The organism is Citrobacter sp. Cpo147, assembly GCF_030332405.1.
GTDB lineage: Bacteria > Pseudomonadota > Gammaproteobacteria > Enterobacterales > Enterobacteriaceae > Citrobacter > Citrobacter portucalensis.
Genome location: NZ_JAOWHX010000030.1, coordinates 1,132,895 through 1,149,823, shown reverse-complemented (window position 1 = coordinate 1,149,823; position 16,929 = coordinate 1,132,895). Strand labels below are relative to the sequence as shown.

Sequence of the window (16,929 nt, the reverse complement as noted above, 5' to 3'; positions counted from 1 at the left end):
GATTTTATGGTAGCCTCAACGCAAAGCGTAAACCGCAGGATGTGTCGTCGTTATGTCTATTCAAAAAATCGCCCAGCTTGCCGGTGTGTCGGTGGCGACGGTATCGCGTGTGCTGAATCACAGTGATACCGTCAAAGCCAAAAATCGCGAGCGCGTGCTACAGGCTATTAAAGAAAGCAATTATCAGCCCAACCTGCTGGCGCGTCAGCTGCGTACGGCACGTAGTTCGATGATTTTGGTGATGGTTTCCAACATTGCCAACCCTTTTTGTGCAGAGGTTGTTAAAGGCATTGAAGAGGAGGCGGAGAAGAATGGCTATCGCATTTTGCTGTGTAATTCCGGCTCGGATACAGCCCGCTCAAAATCGGCGTTGAAGCTCCTGTCGGGGAAAATCGTCGATGGCATTATCACCATGGATGCATTCTCAAAATTACCGGAACTGACTACGCTGATTGGCGATGCGCCCTGGGTTCAGTGCGCGGAATATGCTGACAAAGGCGCGGTTTCCTGCGTGGGGATTAACGATGTTGACGCCGCACAGTCGGTGATATCTCACCTGGTGGATAAGGGCTACCGACGAATTGCCTTAATCAATCATGACCTGAGTTATAAATATGCTCGTTTGCGCGAACGCGGCTATAAAGCGGCGCTGCATGCATTGTCGCTTGAATATCAGGCTGTGGAATATGCCAGTGAATTAAGTTCCAGTGCAGGAATTGCGGCGATGAAAACACTACTTGCCGCAGAGGTGAAACCCGACGCGGTGTTTGCCGTATCGGACACGCTAGCCGCTGGTGCGATGCGCGCTATTTTCGATGCCGGATTACAGATCCCGCAGGATATCGCCGTTGTTGGTTTCGACGGTACGGAACTGGCAGAAATGGTTTCTCCACAGCTTTCGACCATTGAGCAGCCCTCACGGGATATAGGCCGCAAAGCGGTAGGATTGTTGCTGAATAAAATAGAAAATCCTGACGCGCAGACGGAAAGGGTGATGATGGACTGGCGCTATATTTCACGCGCCAGTACCTGAGCTTTATCGCTGAAACGCGCCAGACAGCGCACGAATATCGTTTCCGGTAGGCGACTGATGAATGCGCAAGCCAAACTCTTCGACTACGGCAAATATATGGTCGAAGATATCAGCCTGAATACTTTCATATTCCAGCCAGACCACCGTATTGGTAAAGGCATAAATTTCAATCGGTAAACCATGATCGTCTGGCGCAAGCTGGCGCACCATTAATGTCATATCTTTGCGAATACGCGGATGATGACGCAAATACTCGTTCAGATAAGCGCGAAAGGTGCCAATGTTCGTCATCCTGCGGTGATTCAATACCGATTCAGGCGCATCTAATTGCTGATTCCACTCGCTGATTTCCTGGTGACGTGTGGTTAAATACGGTTTCAGCAGGTGGGCTTTATGCAACCGCTGACGCTCATCCTCATCAAGAAAATGGATACTGGTGGCATCAATGCTGATGCTGCGTTTAATTCGCCGACCACCCGAAGCCGACATTCCGCTCCAGTTTTTAAAAGAGTCTGATACCAGCGACCAGGTTGGGATCGTGGTGATGGTGTTATCCCAGTTGCGCACTTTGACGGTGGTTAAGCCAATATCGATAACAGCACCGTCTGCGCCGTATTTCGGCATTTCCAGCCAGTCGCCAAGCTTTAACATATCGTTGGCGGAGAGCTGTATTCCGGCCACCAGACCGAGAATAGGGTCTTTAAACACCAGCATTAACACGGCGGCCATTGCACCCAAACCGCTTATCAGTATTGCCGGTGACTGGCCAATCAGCAGGGAAATCATCAATATTCCGACGAGGATTGCGCTGATTAGCTTGATGCCCTGGAATATGCCTTTTAGCGGCAGTTGCGACGCAGCAGGGAGTTTTTGTGACAGATTGAGAATAACGTCCAGCAGAGAAAACAGTGACAGCAGGGCGTACATCATGATCCACAGCTGTGCGCAGGTTACTAATATTTCTGCGGCTTCGCTGCCTTTCTGTAGCCAGAGTGCGGCCTGTATATTGACAATGATACCCTGCAGGGTGAATGCCAGCCGGTGAAATAACTTGTTCTGCGTGATGATTTGTAGCCACAGGCGGGAGCTGGCGTTGGCGCGCTTTTCAAATGCGCGTAGTACCACCCAGTGCAAAATAACGTGAACAATAATGGCGGTGATAAAAATAATGCCAAAAATCATCACCAGCGAGGTGGTGTGATTTATTTCAATGCCGAGTTCTTCTACCTGAGATATCAATTCCTGCATAATGTCTCCTTAATAAACAGCGGTCTATGATGACCGCTGTGCGGAGCTTATGCAAATGCGGAGGATTAGACTTCCGTCAGCGTCGTTTCCAGCGGCAGACGAGATTTCGGCAGCGCGGCGTTGAAATCTTCTACGCTGTGATGACCCACAGGAACCACCACTACGCTGGTGAAACCTTTTTCTTTCAGGCCAAATTCTGCATCCATGACTGCTGAATCAAAGCCTTCGATCGGCACAGCATCCAGACCCATCGCCGCAACGCCCAGCAGGAAGTTACCGACGTTCAGGTACACCTGTTTTGCCATCCAGTGGTTGTCATCTTTCAGTTCTTTGCGATGCATGTCGGCAAAGAAAGTGCGGCCTTTGTGGTTTGCGGCTTTCGCTTCAGGTGTGGCGAAACGACCATCGCTTTCTTCTTGATCCACCACGCGTTCCAGCCACGCATCGTCCATCGCCGTTTTGGCGCAGAACACCACGACGTGGGAAGCATCCAGCATTTTACGTTCGTTGAATACAAAGCCGCCGGCTGCGGATTTAGCCACACGCGCCTTACCTTCGTCAGTGCTGGCGACAATAAAGTGCCATGGCTGAGAGTTGGTGCTGGACGGGCTAAACTGCAGCAGCGTTTTTAATTTTTCGGCCTGCTCAGCGGTCAGTTTTTTATTCGGATCGAATGCCTTAGTGGAGTAACGTTTTAAGGCGACAGAAACAATATCCATAACTACTCCTGGTGATTTTCCATACCCTGCGGGTGCGTTTTGTTTCAGCAGGGTACAGGGTTAGCAGGAAAAAGATAAGACAGGAAAATACAAAAACACTTATCGGGGTTAGCGATAAATCAACCTGGACGCAGGCGTTTTTGATCCCGCTTCGGCAAGCCGTCGACGACGCGGTGCCAGGAATCATTCACCAGCTCTGCCAGTAATGACTCGGTAATATCGTCACCAGGATAGACCGAGATCCAGTGCTTTTTATTCATGTGATAGCCGGGCTTAATGCTGGGATAGATCTGCTGGTTTAACAGTGATTTTTGCGGATCGGATTTCAGGTTAATAAGCGGCCGTCCGCGAAGCTCCGTGACCAGCATAAAAATTTTACCGCCAACCTTGAAGACATCGTATTCCGGGCCAAACGGCCAGCAGTGTTCGGTAAAAGGCAGTTCAAGCGCAAGGCGTTTCGCACAGGCAGGTAGGGTCTGGCCGTCCATTATTGTTCCTCGCGGGTCAGTGCGCGCCACATGGCTTCAAATCCCATCGAAATATAGTCATTTGCGCGGGCAGTATCGCGGGCGGCGAACTCCATGGTGGTTTCCGCCAGAGAAAGAAACAATGCGTCGCCAAAGGCGCGATATTCGTCAGACATAAACTCGGGTCGTACGGAACGATGACAAAGATCGCGCAGTTCCGGGAACATATCGTCAGCCTGTTGTTCGGTTTCTTTACTTATTTTCTCGCTGACCGCCAACTGACGAATCGTGCGATGCCCGCAGGTGTGGTTCAGGCCCCAGCTAATGTAGCTGTTCCAGATGTAGTGAGTCATGGTTTTGGCATCGGTCACTGAGCGATCGAGATTTGCCATCATCGACTGACAAAGGTCTTGCTTCAAAAAGAGGTAAAGCTCGTTGATCAAATCATCTTTGGTCGCGAAATAGCGAAACAACGTTCCCTCCGCAACCCCTGCATTACGGGCTATCACGGCGGTCGAAGCCGCAACACCTGATTGTGCAAATGCTGTGGTTGCAGCTTCCAGTAATGCCAGTTTTTTGTCTTCACTCTTCGGACGAGCCACTACACTTTACCCTTAATTCTGTAAAAAACATGATTGAATCACGGCGTCTGCTGCGCCGCAACGGCGAATGTCAAAGATTGAAAATCATCTTGACGGAGAACTTTCGATTTCTATAATGAGTGCTTACTCACTCATAATCAAGAGTCAGTCGCGCAAACCAGCGGAAAGGGGGCGCGTTTAAGGTCAGGATATGAAGCGTCTCACAGTTTGTGTGGTTGTTATTATGCTTATTGCCGCAGCTGCAAGTTTACCGTTTGTACTCAATGCCGGGTTTGGTCAGGCACCGCAAGGGGCACAACTGAGTCAGGTTGAACAGTCACCTCACTATCGTGATGGACAGTTTCATAACCAGGTGCCGACACCGGGCTATACCGGCAACAAAGGCATGCTGGCGGCCTGGTGGGAGTTTCTGGTCGCTAAGCGTGAAAATGCACGACCAGCACAACCGTTACCTATGGTCGCGACCGATCTCGCCGGGCTTTCGCCGCAGCAGGATACCCTGGTCTGGCTGGGCCATTCTTCGTGGTATTTACAGCTGGCAGGTCAACGAATCCTGATTGATCCGGTGTTCAGCAATTATGCCGCACCGTTCTCGTTCCTGAACAAGGCCTTTGCCGGTGATTATCCGTGGACCGCACAGACGATGCCGGAGATAGACCTGCTCATTATCTCGCACGATCACTATGACCATCTGGATCTTGCCACCCTTAAGGCGTTAATGCCGAAAATTAAGCGGGTGATTACGCCGCTTGGCGTGGGATCGCATCTGCGTTATTGGGGGATGCGCAGCGAGATAATCGAAGAACGGGACTGGAATCAGTCCGTCAGAGTGACGGATTCGCTGATCGTTCATGTGCTGCCTGCTCGTCATTTCTCGGGACGCGGTATCAAACGCAACCAAACGCTATGGGCGAGCTTCATGTTCGAAACGCCGGAGCAGAACGTTTATTACAGCGGCGATTCCGGCTATGGACCGCATTTTAAAGCCATCGGCGAGCAGTTTGGCTCTGTCGATTTGGCGATTATGGAGAACGGTCAGTATGACCAGGACTGGAAGTTTATTCACATGATGCCGGAAGAGACGGCGCAGGCTGCGGCAGATCTACATGCGAAGGCTGTGTTGCCAGGGCATGCCGGCCGTTTCGTTCTGGCGAAACATACCTGGGATGATCCATACAAACGACTGGCGCTTGCCAGCCGTCATCAGGATTACCGACTGCTGACGCCAATGCTGGGTGAACCGGTAATACTGTCCGAACCGGACCAACCGTTTACGGCCTGGTGGCAACAGGTGACTCAATGAATACAGGGGAGAGCATGATGACGATTTCTGCTCAGGTAATTGATACGATTGTTGAATGGATTGATGATAATTTGAATCAGCCATTGCGCATTGATGATATTGCACGCCATGCGGGATATTCCAAATGGCACCTGCAGCGTCTTTTTATGCAGTACAAAGGCGAAAGTCTTGGGCGTTACATCCGCGAGCGCAAGCTGCTGCTGGCGGCGCGCGATCTACGCGATACCGACCAGAAAGTGTACGACATCTGTTTGAAATACGGATTCGATTCGCAGCAGACCTTTACGCGTATTTTCACCCGTACGTTCAGCCAGCCGCCGGGAGCTTATCGCAAAGAAAATCATAGCCGAACGCATTAACAGCAGAGGGGTTCTCGCGGGCCTAATCCGCCAGCGAGAACCAGCGCCGCCAGATGAAGCGCAGCACCAAATATTCAATCACGCCTAGCAGTAAAAACCACAGGCAAAACAGCAAAGTATAAAACTGATTGAGATCCATCAGATGAAAAATGGCGACGAGTTTTTGCGCCAGCACCAGGCCAAGCGAGGGGGCGGGCAGCAGCAGGCAAGACAAAAAAGCCAGTAGCAGGATCCCTGCGACAGTCATCAGTGATTCAAGCGGGTGTTTCATGACATTGTTAAACTTGAGTTAAAAAGCTATTGTCCGGGATCTCAGCGGGCAACGCAAATACCCACGCTTACAACCCCGCCCAAATCTCACAATGCTTTTTCACCAGGCCACTCAGTGACCCGCCTTCGGCGACAAAGTCACGCATGTTTTGTGCTTCATCATGACCATTTTTAACCTGCAGATGTATAGCTTCAATCGCGCTGGTTGCGCCCACTTTACCCGCAGAGGTAGCGATATTCTCCAGTAATCGCAATGTGTCTTCTGACAGGCGGCAGCCGTCGCCGGTATTGACGTCGGTGACGATTCCCGCCATACCAAAGCGACAGGCCTGAAAACGATTGAATTTATACAACAGGTAATCACGCTCATGGTGTTTGAACGGGCGTTTGGTGAGTAACCAGTGGGCGGTAGCCTGAATAAGTCCCGCCATATTGACCGCATGATCAAGGGTCAGCGGCGTATCCATTACCCGAACCTCTACCGTGCCAAAGTGCGGGCTGGGGCGGATATCCCAGTGTAAATCTTTAATGCTATCAATCATGCTGGTGTAAGCCAGTCGACGGAATAGCCCCTCGAATTCCTGCCAGTTATTCACCCATGGCATCGGGCCATTATCGGGAAATCCGGAGAAAATATTCAGGCGCGCGCAGGCAAACCGCGTGTCGGACGTCTGCATATAAGGTGAGGCGGCCGAGAGCGCAATAAAATGGGGGACAAATCGCGACAGGCCGTGTAGCAGGTAAATGGCATCATCGCCGTTTGCGCAGCCGATATGCACATGTTGGCCGAATACCGTCGCTTGCTGGATAAGATAGCCAAAATTTTCCAGGTTGCGCCGATAGCGTTCGTCATCGCAGACTTCCTGACGTTGCCATTTTTGAAATGGATGTGTGCCACCGCCACAAATGGCGAGGTGATGCTCTGCAGCAACTCGCATAATTATCTGCTGCATAGCGGACAATTCAGCATCAGCATGGTCGATATTTCGGCAAACTCCGGTCGCCATCTCCAGCATACTTTCGGTGATATCGTGCTTCACTTCTCCGGTGGAGAGCTGCGGTTTGACGGCATCAATCAGCCGGGAGGAGTCCTGACTCAGGTCGTAACCTGGCGGATTGACCACCTGCATTTCCAGTTCAATGCCTAACGTAAAAGGGTCGGAAACATGAAAATCGGGTAGTGGCATAAGGCTCTCTTCCGCGTTGATTTTTAATCAGTATAGAAGGACTGCTGATTTTCTGTTCGTCGTCAAAATCACCCTTGCGACGCTTTGAAGGTGTAATGGCCGGTGTTATAACTATTTTTTACTTCGCTACTGGGGTTGAATCGTGCCGGAAATAAATCTTTATGGGCAGACCGTCGGCGATGTCGTGCCGGACTGGAATGGCGCTGCCGTACTGCCACGGGAAACGCTGATAGGGCAATATTGTCGACTGGTTCCCCTGGATGCCGACAGCCATGCCGCCGATCTGTTTGATGCCTACGCGCAGGCGCTGGACGATCGCGACTGGACCTGGCTTGCAAGCTCTCGCCCCACAAGCGTTGAGGCCGCAGCTTGCTGGGTGCAGGGGAAAGTTACTGATGCATCTCTGGTTCCCTATGCCGTCATTGAACAGCGTTCAGGACGAGCTGTCGGACTGGTGTGTTTTATGGCGATTGAACGAGAGCACGGTTCGGTCGAAATTGGTCATGTGACCTGGTCACCGCGTATGAAAAATACGGTTCTTGGCACCGAAAGCATCTGGCTGCTGCTGCGCCAGGCATTTGCGTTGGGCTATCGTCGCGTGGAGTGGAAATGCGATTCTCTGAACACCGCTTCTCGACGGGCAGCGGAACGCCTTGGGTTTATCTTCGAAGGTCGCTTTCGCCAGAAGATTGTGCGCAAGGGGCGTAATCGCGATAGCGACTGGTTATCAATGATTGATAGCGAATGGCCCCAGTGTGACGCCGTGTTACAGCGCTGGTTGGCCGCAGAGAACTTTGATGAACACGGGCGGCAACGAAAAACGCTGGCTGCCTGTAGCCGCGAATAAATTAACGCCCGCAGCTAACAATGGCTGCGGGCGTATTGCTGTTTACCAACAGATAAATCCGCCATCTACAACCAGGTCTACACCGGTGCAAAATGAAGCGGCATCGCTGGCCAGAAAGAGTGCCGGGCCCGCCATCTCTTCCACTTTTGCCATGCGCTGAATTGGCGTCTGGCTTTCAAACTCCCGCGTCTGATGAACCATTTCCGGTCGAGTATTCATCGGCGTGGCGGTATATCCCGGGCTGATGGAGTTCACGCGTATTCCTTTTCCAATCCACTCCATCGCCAGGCTTTTCGACAGATGAATCACCCCCGCCTTAGCGCTATTGTAATGGGCTTGTTCAAGGCCTCGGTTAACAATAATCCCGGACATGGATGCGATGTTAATAATCGAGCCACCACCGGATTCCAGCATCAGCTCGGCTTCGGCTTTACAGGAATTCCACACGCCAGTGAGGTTAATGTCGATAACGCGCTGCCACTGCTCGCTTTCCATTTCCAGCGCAGGGTTGGCGTTGGCAATGCCTGCGGCATTGACCGCAATATCCAGACGACCAAAGCGTTCCTTCGCCAGGGCTACCGCGGCGCGAAGGTCGCTAAGCTGGCGGACATCGCCCGTATAGAGCGCAGCCTGGGCGCCAATAGCGGTGATAGCATCAACGGTCGCGTTCAGCCCGCCGTCTTCGCGCAAATCAAAACAGATCACGTGCGCGCCCGCGCTGGCAAGTGCGCAGGCGATAGTCTGACCGATGCCGCTACCTGCGCCAGTAACGAAAGCGACGCGCCCCTCAAGATTAAACAGTTGTTGAGCAAAATCTTTTGTAATCATAGTGATGACTCTCTTAACAGATACCCTGGTGGGCATTAAGACATAATCAGGCCGCCATCGATGTTGATGGTTTGTCCGGTGAGATAACGCGCATCGTCAGAGGCGAGAAAAGCGACCAGTCCGGCGACATCCTCAGGTTTGCCCGCGCGTTTCATGGGGATGCCTTTAACCCATTCCGCCATCAGTTCACCTTTGCCATAGCGTTTTTCATCTGTGCTGAGAATTTCGCCCCAGACACGATCGTTGTAATCCCACATTTCGCTTTCGATTATCCCTGGGCAAAAGGCGTTGACGGTGATATTCCACGGTGCCAACTCATGCGCCAGGCTTTGCGTAATACCAATTACGCCCATCTTGCTGGCGGCGTAGTGTGGGGTATAGATGAAACCCTGGCGTCCCTGACCGGAAGAGGTATTAATCAGACAGCCCTGGTTTTGCTTAACCATATATTTTGCTGCTTCCCGACAGCAGAGCCATACGCCAGTGGTATTTACGGCGAGGACTTTTTCGAAATCGGCTTTCGGCATGCGGTCGAAATAGTCGATGGTGATAACACCCGCGTTTTGAATCGAGACATCAATGGTGCCGAAGCGCGCTGCGGCCTGCTCGTACAGAGATTGCACCTGCGCCTCATTGGTGACATCCACCTGCAAAGATAAAATATCTGCCTGATAGCGCTGACGAAGCTGTTCCGCTGTTTCGTGGACGCGCTCTGCATTAGATACCATCACCAGGTTTGCGCCGTCGCGGGCAAAACGTTCGGCGATACCTGCGCCAATCCCTCGACAAGCACCAGTGATGACAATTGTCTTACCATGAAAATCACGTTGCATATTTTTATCCCCTGTATAGGCCGGGCAAAAGATGCCCGGCAGAATGTTGCTGCTTAACTGGATACGGTATTTACTGAAGGTGCTGCCGCCAACTTTTCTTCATGGCGACGCATAAGAATGACTTTGTTCTGCAGTTTTTGCTGGAACTGATCGACAACAACGGCGGTGACGATAACCACACCTTTGATAACCATCTGCCAGAAGTCGCTGACGCCCATCATCACCATGCCATCGGCGAGGAAGACAATTACGAAGGCACCGATAATGGAGCCGGAGACGCGTCCGCGTCCTCCCGCGAGCGCAGTTCCGCCCAGCACAGTTGCGCCAATGGCATCCATCTCAAACATATTGCCGGTCATCGGATGTGCGGTTTGCAGTTGTGAAGCCACAATCAGCCCAACAAAAGCGGCACACAGGCCGGAAAAGGAGTACACAAAGATCTTCGCTTTTACGATAGGGACACCCGCCAGACGTGCGGCGGACTCGTTCCCTCCAATCGCGTAGATATAGCGGCCAAGTGGGGTTTTGGTGGTTACCCAGTAGCCCAGCAGCAGGAAGGCAATCATCAGCCAGATAGGGAGATAAATCCCCAACAAAGTACCTGAACCCAGCGTGGCAAAACCGGTATTGCCCAGCGCGTCCATGCCGTTAAGATTTGGGTAAGTGCTGCCGTCGTTAAACAGAAGAGCAGATCCTCTGGCAACGTACATCATGCCGAGCGTACAGATAAACGGCGCAACGCCGAAACGCGTGATGACGGCACCGTTGACAAAACCAACGACAACGCCGAAGAGGGCAACACAGATTATGACCTCTGGTACGTTGAAGAAGATGATGTTGCCACCCCAGATGGGCAGACCGTTGGTAAGCAAGGCGCCTGCAACCATGCCGCAAATACCCGCTACCGCCCCGACGGACAGATCGATACCGCCAGTGAGTATCACCAGCGTCATACCTATTGCCAGTAAGCCCGTGATGGCGACGTGCTGGGTCATGATCAACAGGTTAGAGGTGGTCAGGAAATTAGGTACCATCACGCTAAAGAATGCGATAACCAGCAGCAGTGCGATAAACGTTCTGGCCTTCAGGAGGTACATATAAATCATATATTTCTGGTTCATGATGGATTCCAGCCTGATTAATCTTGAGGTGTAGAAGCCGCGATTAATGTCTCGCGGGTAACCGCATGACGGGGGACATCAGCGGTGATTCGGCCATCGGCCATCACCAGAATGCGGTCCGCCAGCGCCATCACTTCGTCCAGCTCTGATGAAGAGAACATCACCGCCAGCCCTTGCTGCGCCATTTTGCCAATAAGGTGATACACGTCGGTTTTCGCACCCACATCAATGCCTCGGGTGGGCTCATCAAGGAAAACCACCTGCGGTTGCGTCATCAATGCCTTACCCAGCACCACTTTTTGCTGATTACCGCCGCTTAATGAGGTGATAGGCAGTTCGGGATCGCTCACTTTGATAGCCAGTTGCTGGATCATTGCCTTCACACTGGACTGCTCTTTGTGCGGGTTCAGCCATTTCCAGGCACGGCGAAAGCCTTGCAGGCTGAAGTCAGACAGCGTCATGTTGGACTGAATCGACATCATCTGAACAACGCCTTCGCCCTGACGGTCTTCAGGCACCAACGCCAGCCCCTTTTTAAGACGTGACTGAAAATGGGCTTTATCAATGCATTCGCCGTTAAGCTGCACGCTCCCACTCTGGCAGGGCATAAGTCCCACCAGACCTTTGAACAGTTCCGTGCGTCCAGCGCCCAGCAGACCATAGATTCCGATGACTTCGCCTTTACTGAGGCTAAACGTCACGTCATTAAGCTTATAGCCGCCGCTCGGATGAAGGGCTGTGAGACCCTGTACGGATAGAACCGTTTCACCTTTTGGTGCGGGTTGATAATCAAAATGTTTTTTCTTGTCACCCACCATTTGTTCAATGATCCACGGAATACTGGCATCATTGACTGGGCGTTCGCTGATAAAACGACCGTCGCGGAAAATCGTGATGTAATCACCAATTTCCATCAACTCTTCCAGACGGTGAGATATATAGATGATGGTGACACCGCGCCGTTTAAGTTGCTCAATGACGTTAAACAACACTTTCACCTCAGACTGGCTGAGTGCGGAGGTTGGTTCATCCATGATTAAAACGCGGGTATCTTTGGAGAGCGCACGAGCAATTTCGACCAGTTGCTGATGACCGATCCCTAGTTCCTCCAGAGGTGTATACGGATCAACATCCAGCTCGAGTCTTTCCAGTAAGGATTTTGCTAGTGCGTATTGGTATTTTTCGTTGATTTTCCCTTTTTGAAAGAACTCGTTAGCCATGAAAATATTATCCATGACATTCATGTTTGGGAATAAATTCAACTCCTGAAAAATAATGCTGATACCCAGTTTTTCGGCCTGATGGGTCGAATTTAATGTGACGGGTATGCCATCCATAATAATTTGTCCGGAAGAGGGACTTTCGACACCAGCAAGCATTTTCATCATGGTGGACTTACCCGCACCATTTTCTCCGATCAGCACGTTTACTTTATTCCGATATACCCGGTAGTTGACGCTATCTAATGCCACTACCCCAGGGTAAACACGCGATAAATCGTGTGTTTCGACAATAACTTCAGATTCGACGGAATGAGGAGTGACGATATCTTGCTGCTGCATGTTATTGTCCTCCTACAGATTCAATTTTCGCTGGTGTAATAACCGGGATGGATTTTGGTATCTCCCACTCAGAAAAAACACCATAAACGTGTACTGATTCTCCGGTTTTAAGCTGCGCAGATTGGATCATCTTTATTGCTTGTTCGTTAATTCCTCGACCATATTCACCAAATAATACCTGGTCATTGAAATCACTATAACTTGTGCCTTTAAAGGCATCGCGTAATTGTGTGCCGCGCAGCGTCGGACCAATCTGCACAATAATGCTGTTGCCGCTTTTATCGGCGATAGTCATTTTTCCACTACGAGAGGCGGTATCAAGATTGCTAATTTTTCCTTCTACTTGTACGTAAAAGATGCAGGGATTCTCTTCCTGAGAACGGTAGCCGAGATTTTTACAGGCGCTATCAAAATCTTTTTCAGCATGCAAGGCCATTAATAAATCGGCCGCCGGACGAGCCTGCCCGACAATTTGCGGAACAATTTTGTTTTGCCACGTTTGATCAATATTGGCCATGTGTGGATTCGGTGGCGACTTGAGGTCCGCAAGTTCCTGCTGCGAGACGATGCGGCATCCGCCCACGGTCAACAAGGCCAGCGCAAGCCAGGCTTTTTTAGACATAATGTTCTCCTCTGCGCCTCCTGAGAGGCGCAACAACCCGGGATCAGGACTTGATATTGAAATCCTGCACTTTATCTGCGTTTTCTTTAGTGATAAGAATTCCGCGGAACATGACGCGTTGCTTTTCGGGTTTTATGCCTTTTTGCAGGTAGTTATCCAGATCGGTAACCCCTTGTGCTGCGATAGCCTGAGCCTGGAGCATGACGGTTGCCTGTAGAGTGCCTGCTTTCACCGCATCACGTTCGTCGTTGCTGCCGTCGATACCGACCACTACCACGTCGCTGCGGTTCGCCGCTTTTAATGCAGCAATAGCGCCCAGTGCAACAGGACCGTTACCGCAGATGATACCTTTCACGTCCGGGTGGGCCTGTAGGATGCTGTCCATAATACGTTTACCGTCGATAAGCGTACCTTTGGCATCCTGTCTGGCGACACTAACCATATCCGGGAACTGATCAATAACCTGGTGGAAGGATTTGGAGCGCGTAACACAATTATTATCCGCAAGGTTACACGTCAGTTCAGCATATTTACCTTTTTCGCCCATCTTCTCGACGAAAATATTTGCAACTTCGGAACCCGCCTGGAAGTTATTGTGGGTAATTTGCACCAGTGCAATATCATCAACGGGAATTTCACGGTTGATTAATATGACGGGAATTCCAGCTTTTTTCGCTTTTTCAATTGCCGCGACGCTGGCCGTTGAATCTGCATTATCCAGAACGATACCCTGGACTTTTTTGCCGATTGCCGTATCAATCAATTCATTCTGTTTTTTCACATCTTCACTGTGCGACAAAATTGTGGTTTTGTAGCCCAGTTCCTTGGCTTTTTCACTGGCACCTTTTGCTTCTGAGGCGTAATACGGGTTATCCAGTGAATTCACCATAATCATGATTGTCCCTTTTTCCGCTGCATGAGCAGTAAAAGACAAAGCAGTCAGGGTTGCAGCAGTTAACAGCGTTAAACGTAATTTCATGACAATGTTCTCTCTGTGTTGTTATTGTCGGGTACGGTGAAACAACGTAAAGCTTGAATTTCTTATGGTCCGGTGTCCTCCTGTATATGTGGTAAATAACGTCGCGCGTTTTCCCAGGTGAGGCATCAGGCGGACGGGGCCGGTTTCCATAATGTTCTGTTTACCGCATGGCGCCATTCCTGCCATCTTTTTTGCAACCGATGATGGCGATCCATGTCGGGTTGAAATGTGCTATGTACGGTTAAAAAAGCTTTTAAATCAGTCAGTGAGCCAGGGTAAAGCGCTTTACGCGCCAGTAATGCCGCGCCAATGGCGGAAAGTTCTGGCACATCGCTACGCATAACCGGATAACCAAGCAAGTCTGCCTGGTATTGCATTAGCCAGTCGTTTTTGGTGGGGCCACCGTCAACCATTAATGCAGTTAACTTGAAATCATCGTGCTGCTGCATGGCAACTACAACATCGGCGATTTGATAGGTAATCGACTCAAGTGCGGCACGAATGAGATGTGCTCGTTTAACTCCCCGACTGAGTCCGCAGATGACTCCACGGGCACTATCATCCCACCACGGTGCGCCAAGCCCGGTCAGTGCTGGCACAAAATAAACGCCGAGGGTTGAATCAACGGAGGCGGGAAGGGTGTTGAGTTCGTAGGTCAGTTCGGCATCCGAAAGTTCGCTCAGACCCGTACTGTCTGCCATCCATGCCACCGCATCACCCGTGTGCGGGATATTGCCTTCCAGTCCGTATATGATGCTGTTTCCATCGTGCCAGGCGATGGTGGTAGCCAGTGCGTCAATATCACATTGGGCTGATTTGACCGGCGCCATCACCGATGACCCGGTACCGTAAGTTGCTTTAACGCATCCCATTTCGCCAAGAGCATGGCCAAACAGAGCGGCATGTGAGTCACCCACCATCGACATCACAGGAATGCCGTCTGGGATGCCATTGAGTCCACGAGTATGACCAAATAATCCACTGGAGGGTTTTATTTCCGGTAAGGCGGCGCGCGGAATGTGGAAGAGTGCCAGCATGGCTTCATCCCACTCTCCAGAGTGCAGGTTTAGCAACTGTGTGCGGGCGGCATTGGAATAGTCACAGCAGAAGGCTTCACCAGCGGTTAAATTCCATAGCAACCAACTGTCGATCGTTCCCAGGCAAATTTGTCCCTGCGCAGCCAGCTGTGGGCCATCGGTCACGGATTCCAGTAGCCAGCGCATTTTTGATGCGGAGAAAAGTGGTGCGATTGGCAGACCAGTGGTTGATTTTATTAGTTGTTCTTTATTTTCATGCCGCAGTTCCTCGCAGTAAGCCGCACTGCGCGTACATTGCCAGGTGATTGCGGAATTTAGCGGTCTGCCAGTCTGGCGATACCAGCCTATGGCGGTTTCACGCTGATTACTGATAGCCAGTGCTGCTACGTTTTCAGCACCAACATGATTCACAGCTTTGGCAATGACACCAATAGAAGCATCAATCAACACCTCGCCAGATTGTTCAACCCAGCCATCCCGAGGGGTCTGAATCGCCAGTGGCTGAGAAAACTTTGCCACCACATTGCCCTGTGCATCAAGCGCAACCGCTTTGGCGTTAGTTGTGCCTTCATCCAGCGCAATGATGAACTCTTTCTTCGCTGCACACATAGATTATCTCCTGAGTCACATTGCGTCCCGGTTTGGAGGATAAAGCCCCCTCATTGTCGCGTCATTACTACATCAGGCCTGGCTGTGACATCGTTTTTCAATTATTGAATATATATTCGATAGTGATTATTTATTTAATACCTTAGCCACAATCTTTCCGTTGGGCTACAGAAAAAATCATCAATTGTGCTGAGAATCACACTTACACAGACGGGACAATAACAGAAAGAAGAGTAAATTAAGGCGAGGTGAAACCATTCAGTCTATTGAAATATATGGATTTTAGTCACAGCCTTTGCTTTTTATCTTTCGTGCAAAGGCTATCAGCGAATTGAGGATCAGGAGGTGACCAGCATGCGGGCCGTAGGATAGTCGGTAATGAGCACGTCGATATAACCTCCGTTCAACGCCCCTTTAATTGCCGCGACTTTGTCTGTACCGCCAGCAAGCGCCACGACATTCGGGCATTTTTTTACCTTGTCCAGGGCCATGCCAATCACTGGATCTTCGTCATCTTGCAATACCGGCTGGCCCTTGTTGTCGTAGTAATGCAGGCAAATGTCTCCGACCGCGCCGCGATCTGCCAGTACCTGCAACATATCTTCGTGGTAGTAGTTGCCTGATGTTTTCAGCAATTGGGACGGTTCGAGGATCCCGACGCCAACAATGGCGATGTCTACATTATCAAAGCGTGAAATCACATCGGCGACATCTTTGCTGGCAACGAGACGGTTTTTCTCTTCAACCGAGCCTTCGATACTCTGCGAAGGAAGCAGCCAGGCTTCACAATTCAGATGTTGTGCCAGCGTCTGCGTCAGAATTGTGGCCTGTACGTTGCCGTTGGGACCCACGCCGCCCAACAATTGAATTACGCCGCCGGCCTTCAGGTTCTGCGTATGGACTTCATCCACCATCGCTCGGATAGTCGAACTCCATGAGGAAACGCCCACCAGATCTTTGGGGCGCAGCCTGGTTTCCAGATAGTGGGCTGCGGCAGAACCAATGGCGCGTTTGATGGTGTGGTCGCTGGCATCCTCTTCGGTATCAACCACAATGGCCTGCTTAATGCCGTAACGTTCCTCGATCCCTTTTTCAAGATTCAGGAAGATATTTGAGGGCTGGACAACGCTGATTTTCACCACCCCTTCTTTCTGACAGCGGGTGATGGCGCGGGAGATAAACGACTGAGAAAGCGAGAGAAGTTGAGCAATATCGGACTGTTTGCGTCCTTCAAGATAGTAAAGGGTAGCGATTTTAACCAATAGCCGTTGTTCGTCCTGCTTAGCCATATATTTCCTCGAAA

The 16,929-nt window shown here is 50.8% G+C and carries 18 protein-coding genes; 4 read left to right on the top strand and 14 right to left on the bottom strand.

Annotation, left to right across the window (positions count from 1 at the left end; all coding sequences use genetic code 11):
• Positions 1-52: 52 nt before the first annotated feature.
• Entirely contained in the window at positions 53-1,033 is a 981-nt protein-coding gene (locus tag OGY06_RS08155; protein WP_003831159.1) for a LacI family DNA-binding transcriptional regulator, read from the top strand.
• A 3-nt stretch (positions 1,034-1,036) separates the two neighbouring features.
• On the opposite strand, the gene OGY06_RS08150 is transcribed toward OGY06_RS08155, so the two are convergent.
• The 4 genes from OGY06_RS08150 to OGY06_RS08135 all read right to left on the bottom strand — a co-directional run bounded on the left by OGY06_RS08150 (position 1,037) and on the right by OGY06_RS08135 (position 4,069).
• Complete coding sequence (locus tag OGY06_RS08150; protein WP_003831160.1) at positions 1,037-2,281, bottom strand: mechanosensitive ion channel family protein; 1,245 nt, start codon at positions 2,279-2,281, stop codon at positions 1,037-1,039.
• Between the two features lie 65 nt (positions 2,282-2,346).
• Positions 2,347-3,000 carry an oxygen-insensitive NAD(P)H nitroreductase gene (gene nfsB / locus OGY06_RS08145; protein ID WP_003831162.1) on the bottom strand — a complete coding sequence of 218 codons (654 nt, stop codon included), beginning with the start codon at positions 2,998-3,000 and terminating at the stop codon, positions 2,347-2,349.
• Positions 3,001-3,119: 119 nt separating this feature from the next.
• Positions 3,120-3,488, bottom strand: a complete 369-nt coding sequence (locus OGY06_RS08140) for an MmcQ/YjbR family DNA-binding protein (RefSeq protein ID WP_008784040.1) — start codon at positions 3,486-3,488, stop codon at positions 3,120-3,122.
• Positions 3,488-4,069, bottom strand: a complete 582-nt coding sequence (locus tag OGY06_RS08135; protein WP_267387805.1) for a TetR/AcrR family transcriptional regulator — start codon at positions 4,067-4,069, stop codon at positions 3,488-3,490. The genes OGY06_RS08140 and OGY06_RS08135 overlap by 1 nt, the downstream gene beginning before the upstream one ends.
• A gap of 190 nt (positions 4,070-4,259) precedes the next feature.
• On the opposite strand from OGY06_RS08135, the gene OGY06_RS08130 reads away from it, so the two are divergent.
• Positions 4,260-5,372 (top strand): MBL fold metallo-hydrolase, encoded by a 1,113-nt coding sequence (locus OGY06_RS08130; protein ID WP_003831165.1) that lies wholly within the window; start codon positions 4,260-4,262, stop codon positions 5,370-5,372.
• A gap of 17 nt (positions 5,373-5,389) precedes the next feature.
• Positions 5,390-5,731 carry a RamA family antibiotic efflux transcriptional regulator gene (locus tag OGY06_RS08125; RefSeq protein ID WP_003021996.1) on the top strand — a complete coding sequence of 114 codons (342 nt, stop codon included), beginning with the start codon at positions 5,390-5,392 and terminating at the stop codon, positions 5,729-5,731.
• A gap of 22 nt (positions 5,732-5,753) precedes the next feature.
• Here the strand turns inward: OGY06_RS08125 and OGY06_RS08120 are convergent, their stop codons facing one another.
• A complete protein-coding gene (locus OGY06_RS08120) occupies positions 5,754-6,002 on the bottom strand; it encodes a DUF1158 domain-containing protein (protein WP_008784044.1) in 249 nt (82 codons plus the stop codon).
• Positions 6,003-6,069: 67 nt separating this feature from the next.
• Complete coding sequence (locus OGY06_RS08115; protein ID WP_193135141.1) at positions 6,070-7,188, bottom strand: YbdK family carboxylate-amine ligase; 1,119 nt, start codon at positions 7,186-7,188, stop codon at positions 6,070-6,072.
• A gap of 142 nt (positions 7,189-7,330) precedes the next feature.
• On the opposite strand from OGY06_RS08115, the gene OGY06_RS08110 reads away from it, so the two are divergent.
• Positions 7,331-8,035, top strand: coding sequence for a GNAT family N-acetyltransferase (locus OGY06_RS08110; protein WP_003831168.1), 705 nt, complete (start codon positions 7,331-7,333; stop codon positions 8,033-8,035).
• A 42-nt stretch (positions 8,036-8,077) separates the two neighbouring features.
• On the opposite strand, the gene OGY06_RS08105 is transcribed toward OGY06_RS08110, so the two are convergent.
• From OGY06_RS08105 to OGY06_RS08070, 8 genes are all read right to left on the bottom strand, one after another.
• Complete coding sequence (locus tag OGY06_RS08105) at positions 8,078-8,863, bottom strand: SDR family oxidoreductase (protein ID WP_003831169.1); 786 nt, start codon at positions 8,861-8,863, stop codon at positions 8,078-8,080.
• Between the two features lie 35 nt (positions 8,864-8,898).
• Positions 8,899-9,696 (bottom strand): SDR family oxidoreductase, encoded by a 798-nt coding sequence (locus tag OGY06_RS08100; RefSeq protein ID WP_003831170.1) that lies wholly within the window; start codon positions 9,694-9,696, stop codon positions 8,899-8,901.
• Between the two features lie 53 nt (positions 9,697-9,749).
• The gene (locus tag OGY06_RS08095; RefSeq protein WP_286605052.1) at positions 9,750-10,817 is read right to left on the bottom strand and encodes an ABC transporter permease; all 1,068 of its coding nucleotides are present in this window, start codon (positions 10,815-10,817) and stop codon (positions 9,750-9,752) included.
• A 17-nt stretch (positions 10,818-10,834) separates the two neighbouring features.
• Positions 10,835-12,379 carry a sugar ABC transporter ATP-binding protein gene (locus OGY06_RS08090; protein ID WP_286605050.1) on the bottom strand — a complete coding sequence of 515 codons (1,545 nt, stop codon included), beginning with the start codon at positions 12,377-12,379 and terminating at the stop codon, positions 10,835-10,837.
• Between the two features lies 1 nt (position 12,380).
• On the bottom strand, positions 12,381-13,001 hold the full coding sequence (locus OGY06_RS08085; protein WP_286605048.1) for a DUF2291 family protein: 621 nt from the start codon (positions 12,999-13,001) through the stop codon (positions 12,381-12,383).
• A 43-nt stretch (positions 13,002-13,044) separates the two neighbouring features.
• Positions 13,045-13,980, bottom strand: coding sequence for a D-ribose ABC transporter substrate-binding protein (locus OGY06_RS08080; protein ID WP_286605046.1), 936 nt, complete (start codon positions 13,978-13,980; stop codon positions 13,045-13,047).
• Positions 13,981-14,105: 125 nt separating this feature from the next.
• Complete coding sequence (locus tag OGY06_RS08075; protein ID WP_003831175.1) at positions 14,106-15,626, bottom strand: FGGY family carbohydrate kinase; 1,521 nt, start codon at positions 15,624-15,626, stop codon at positions 14,106-14,108.
• 338 nt (positions 15,627-15,964) lie between these two features.
• The gene (locus OGY06_RS08070) at positions 15,965-16,915 is read right to left on the bottom strand and encodes a sugar-binding transcriptional regulator (RefSeq protein WP_003831176.1); all 951 of its coding nucleotides are present in this window, start codon (positions 16,913-16,915) and stop codon (positions 15,965-15,967) included.
• Positions 16,916-16,929 lie beyond the last annotated feature (14 nt).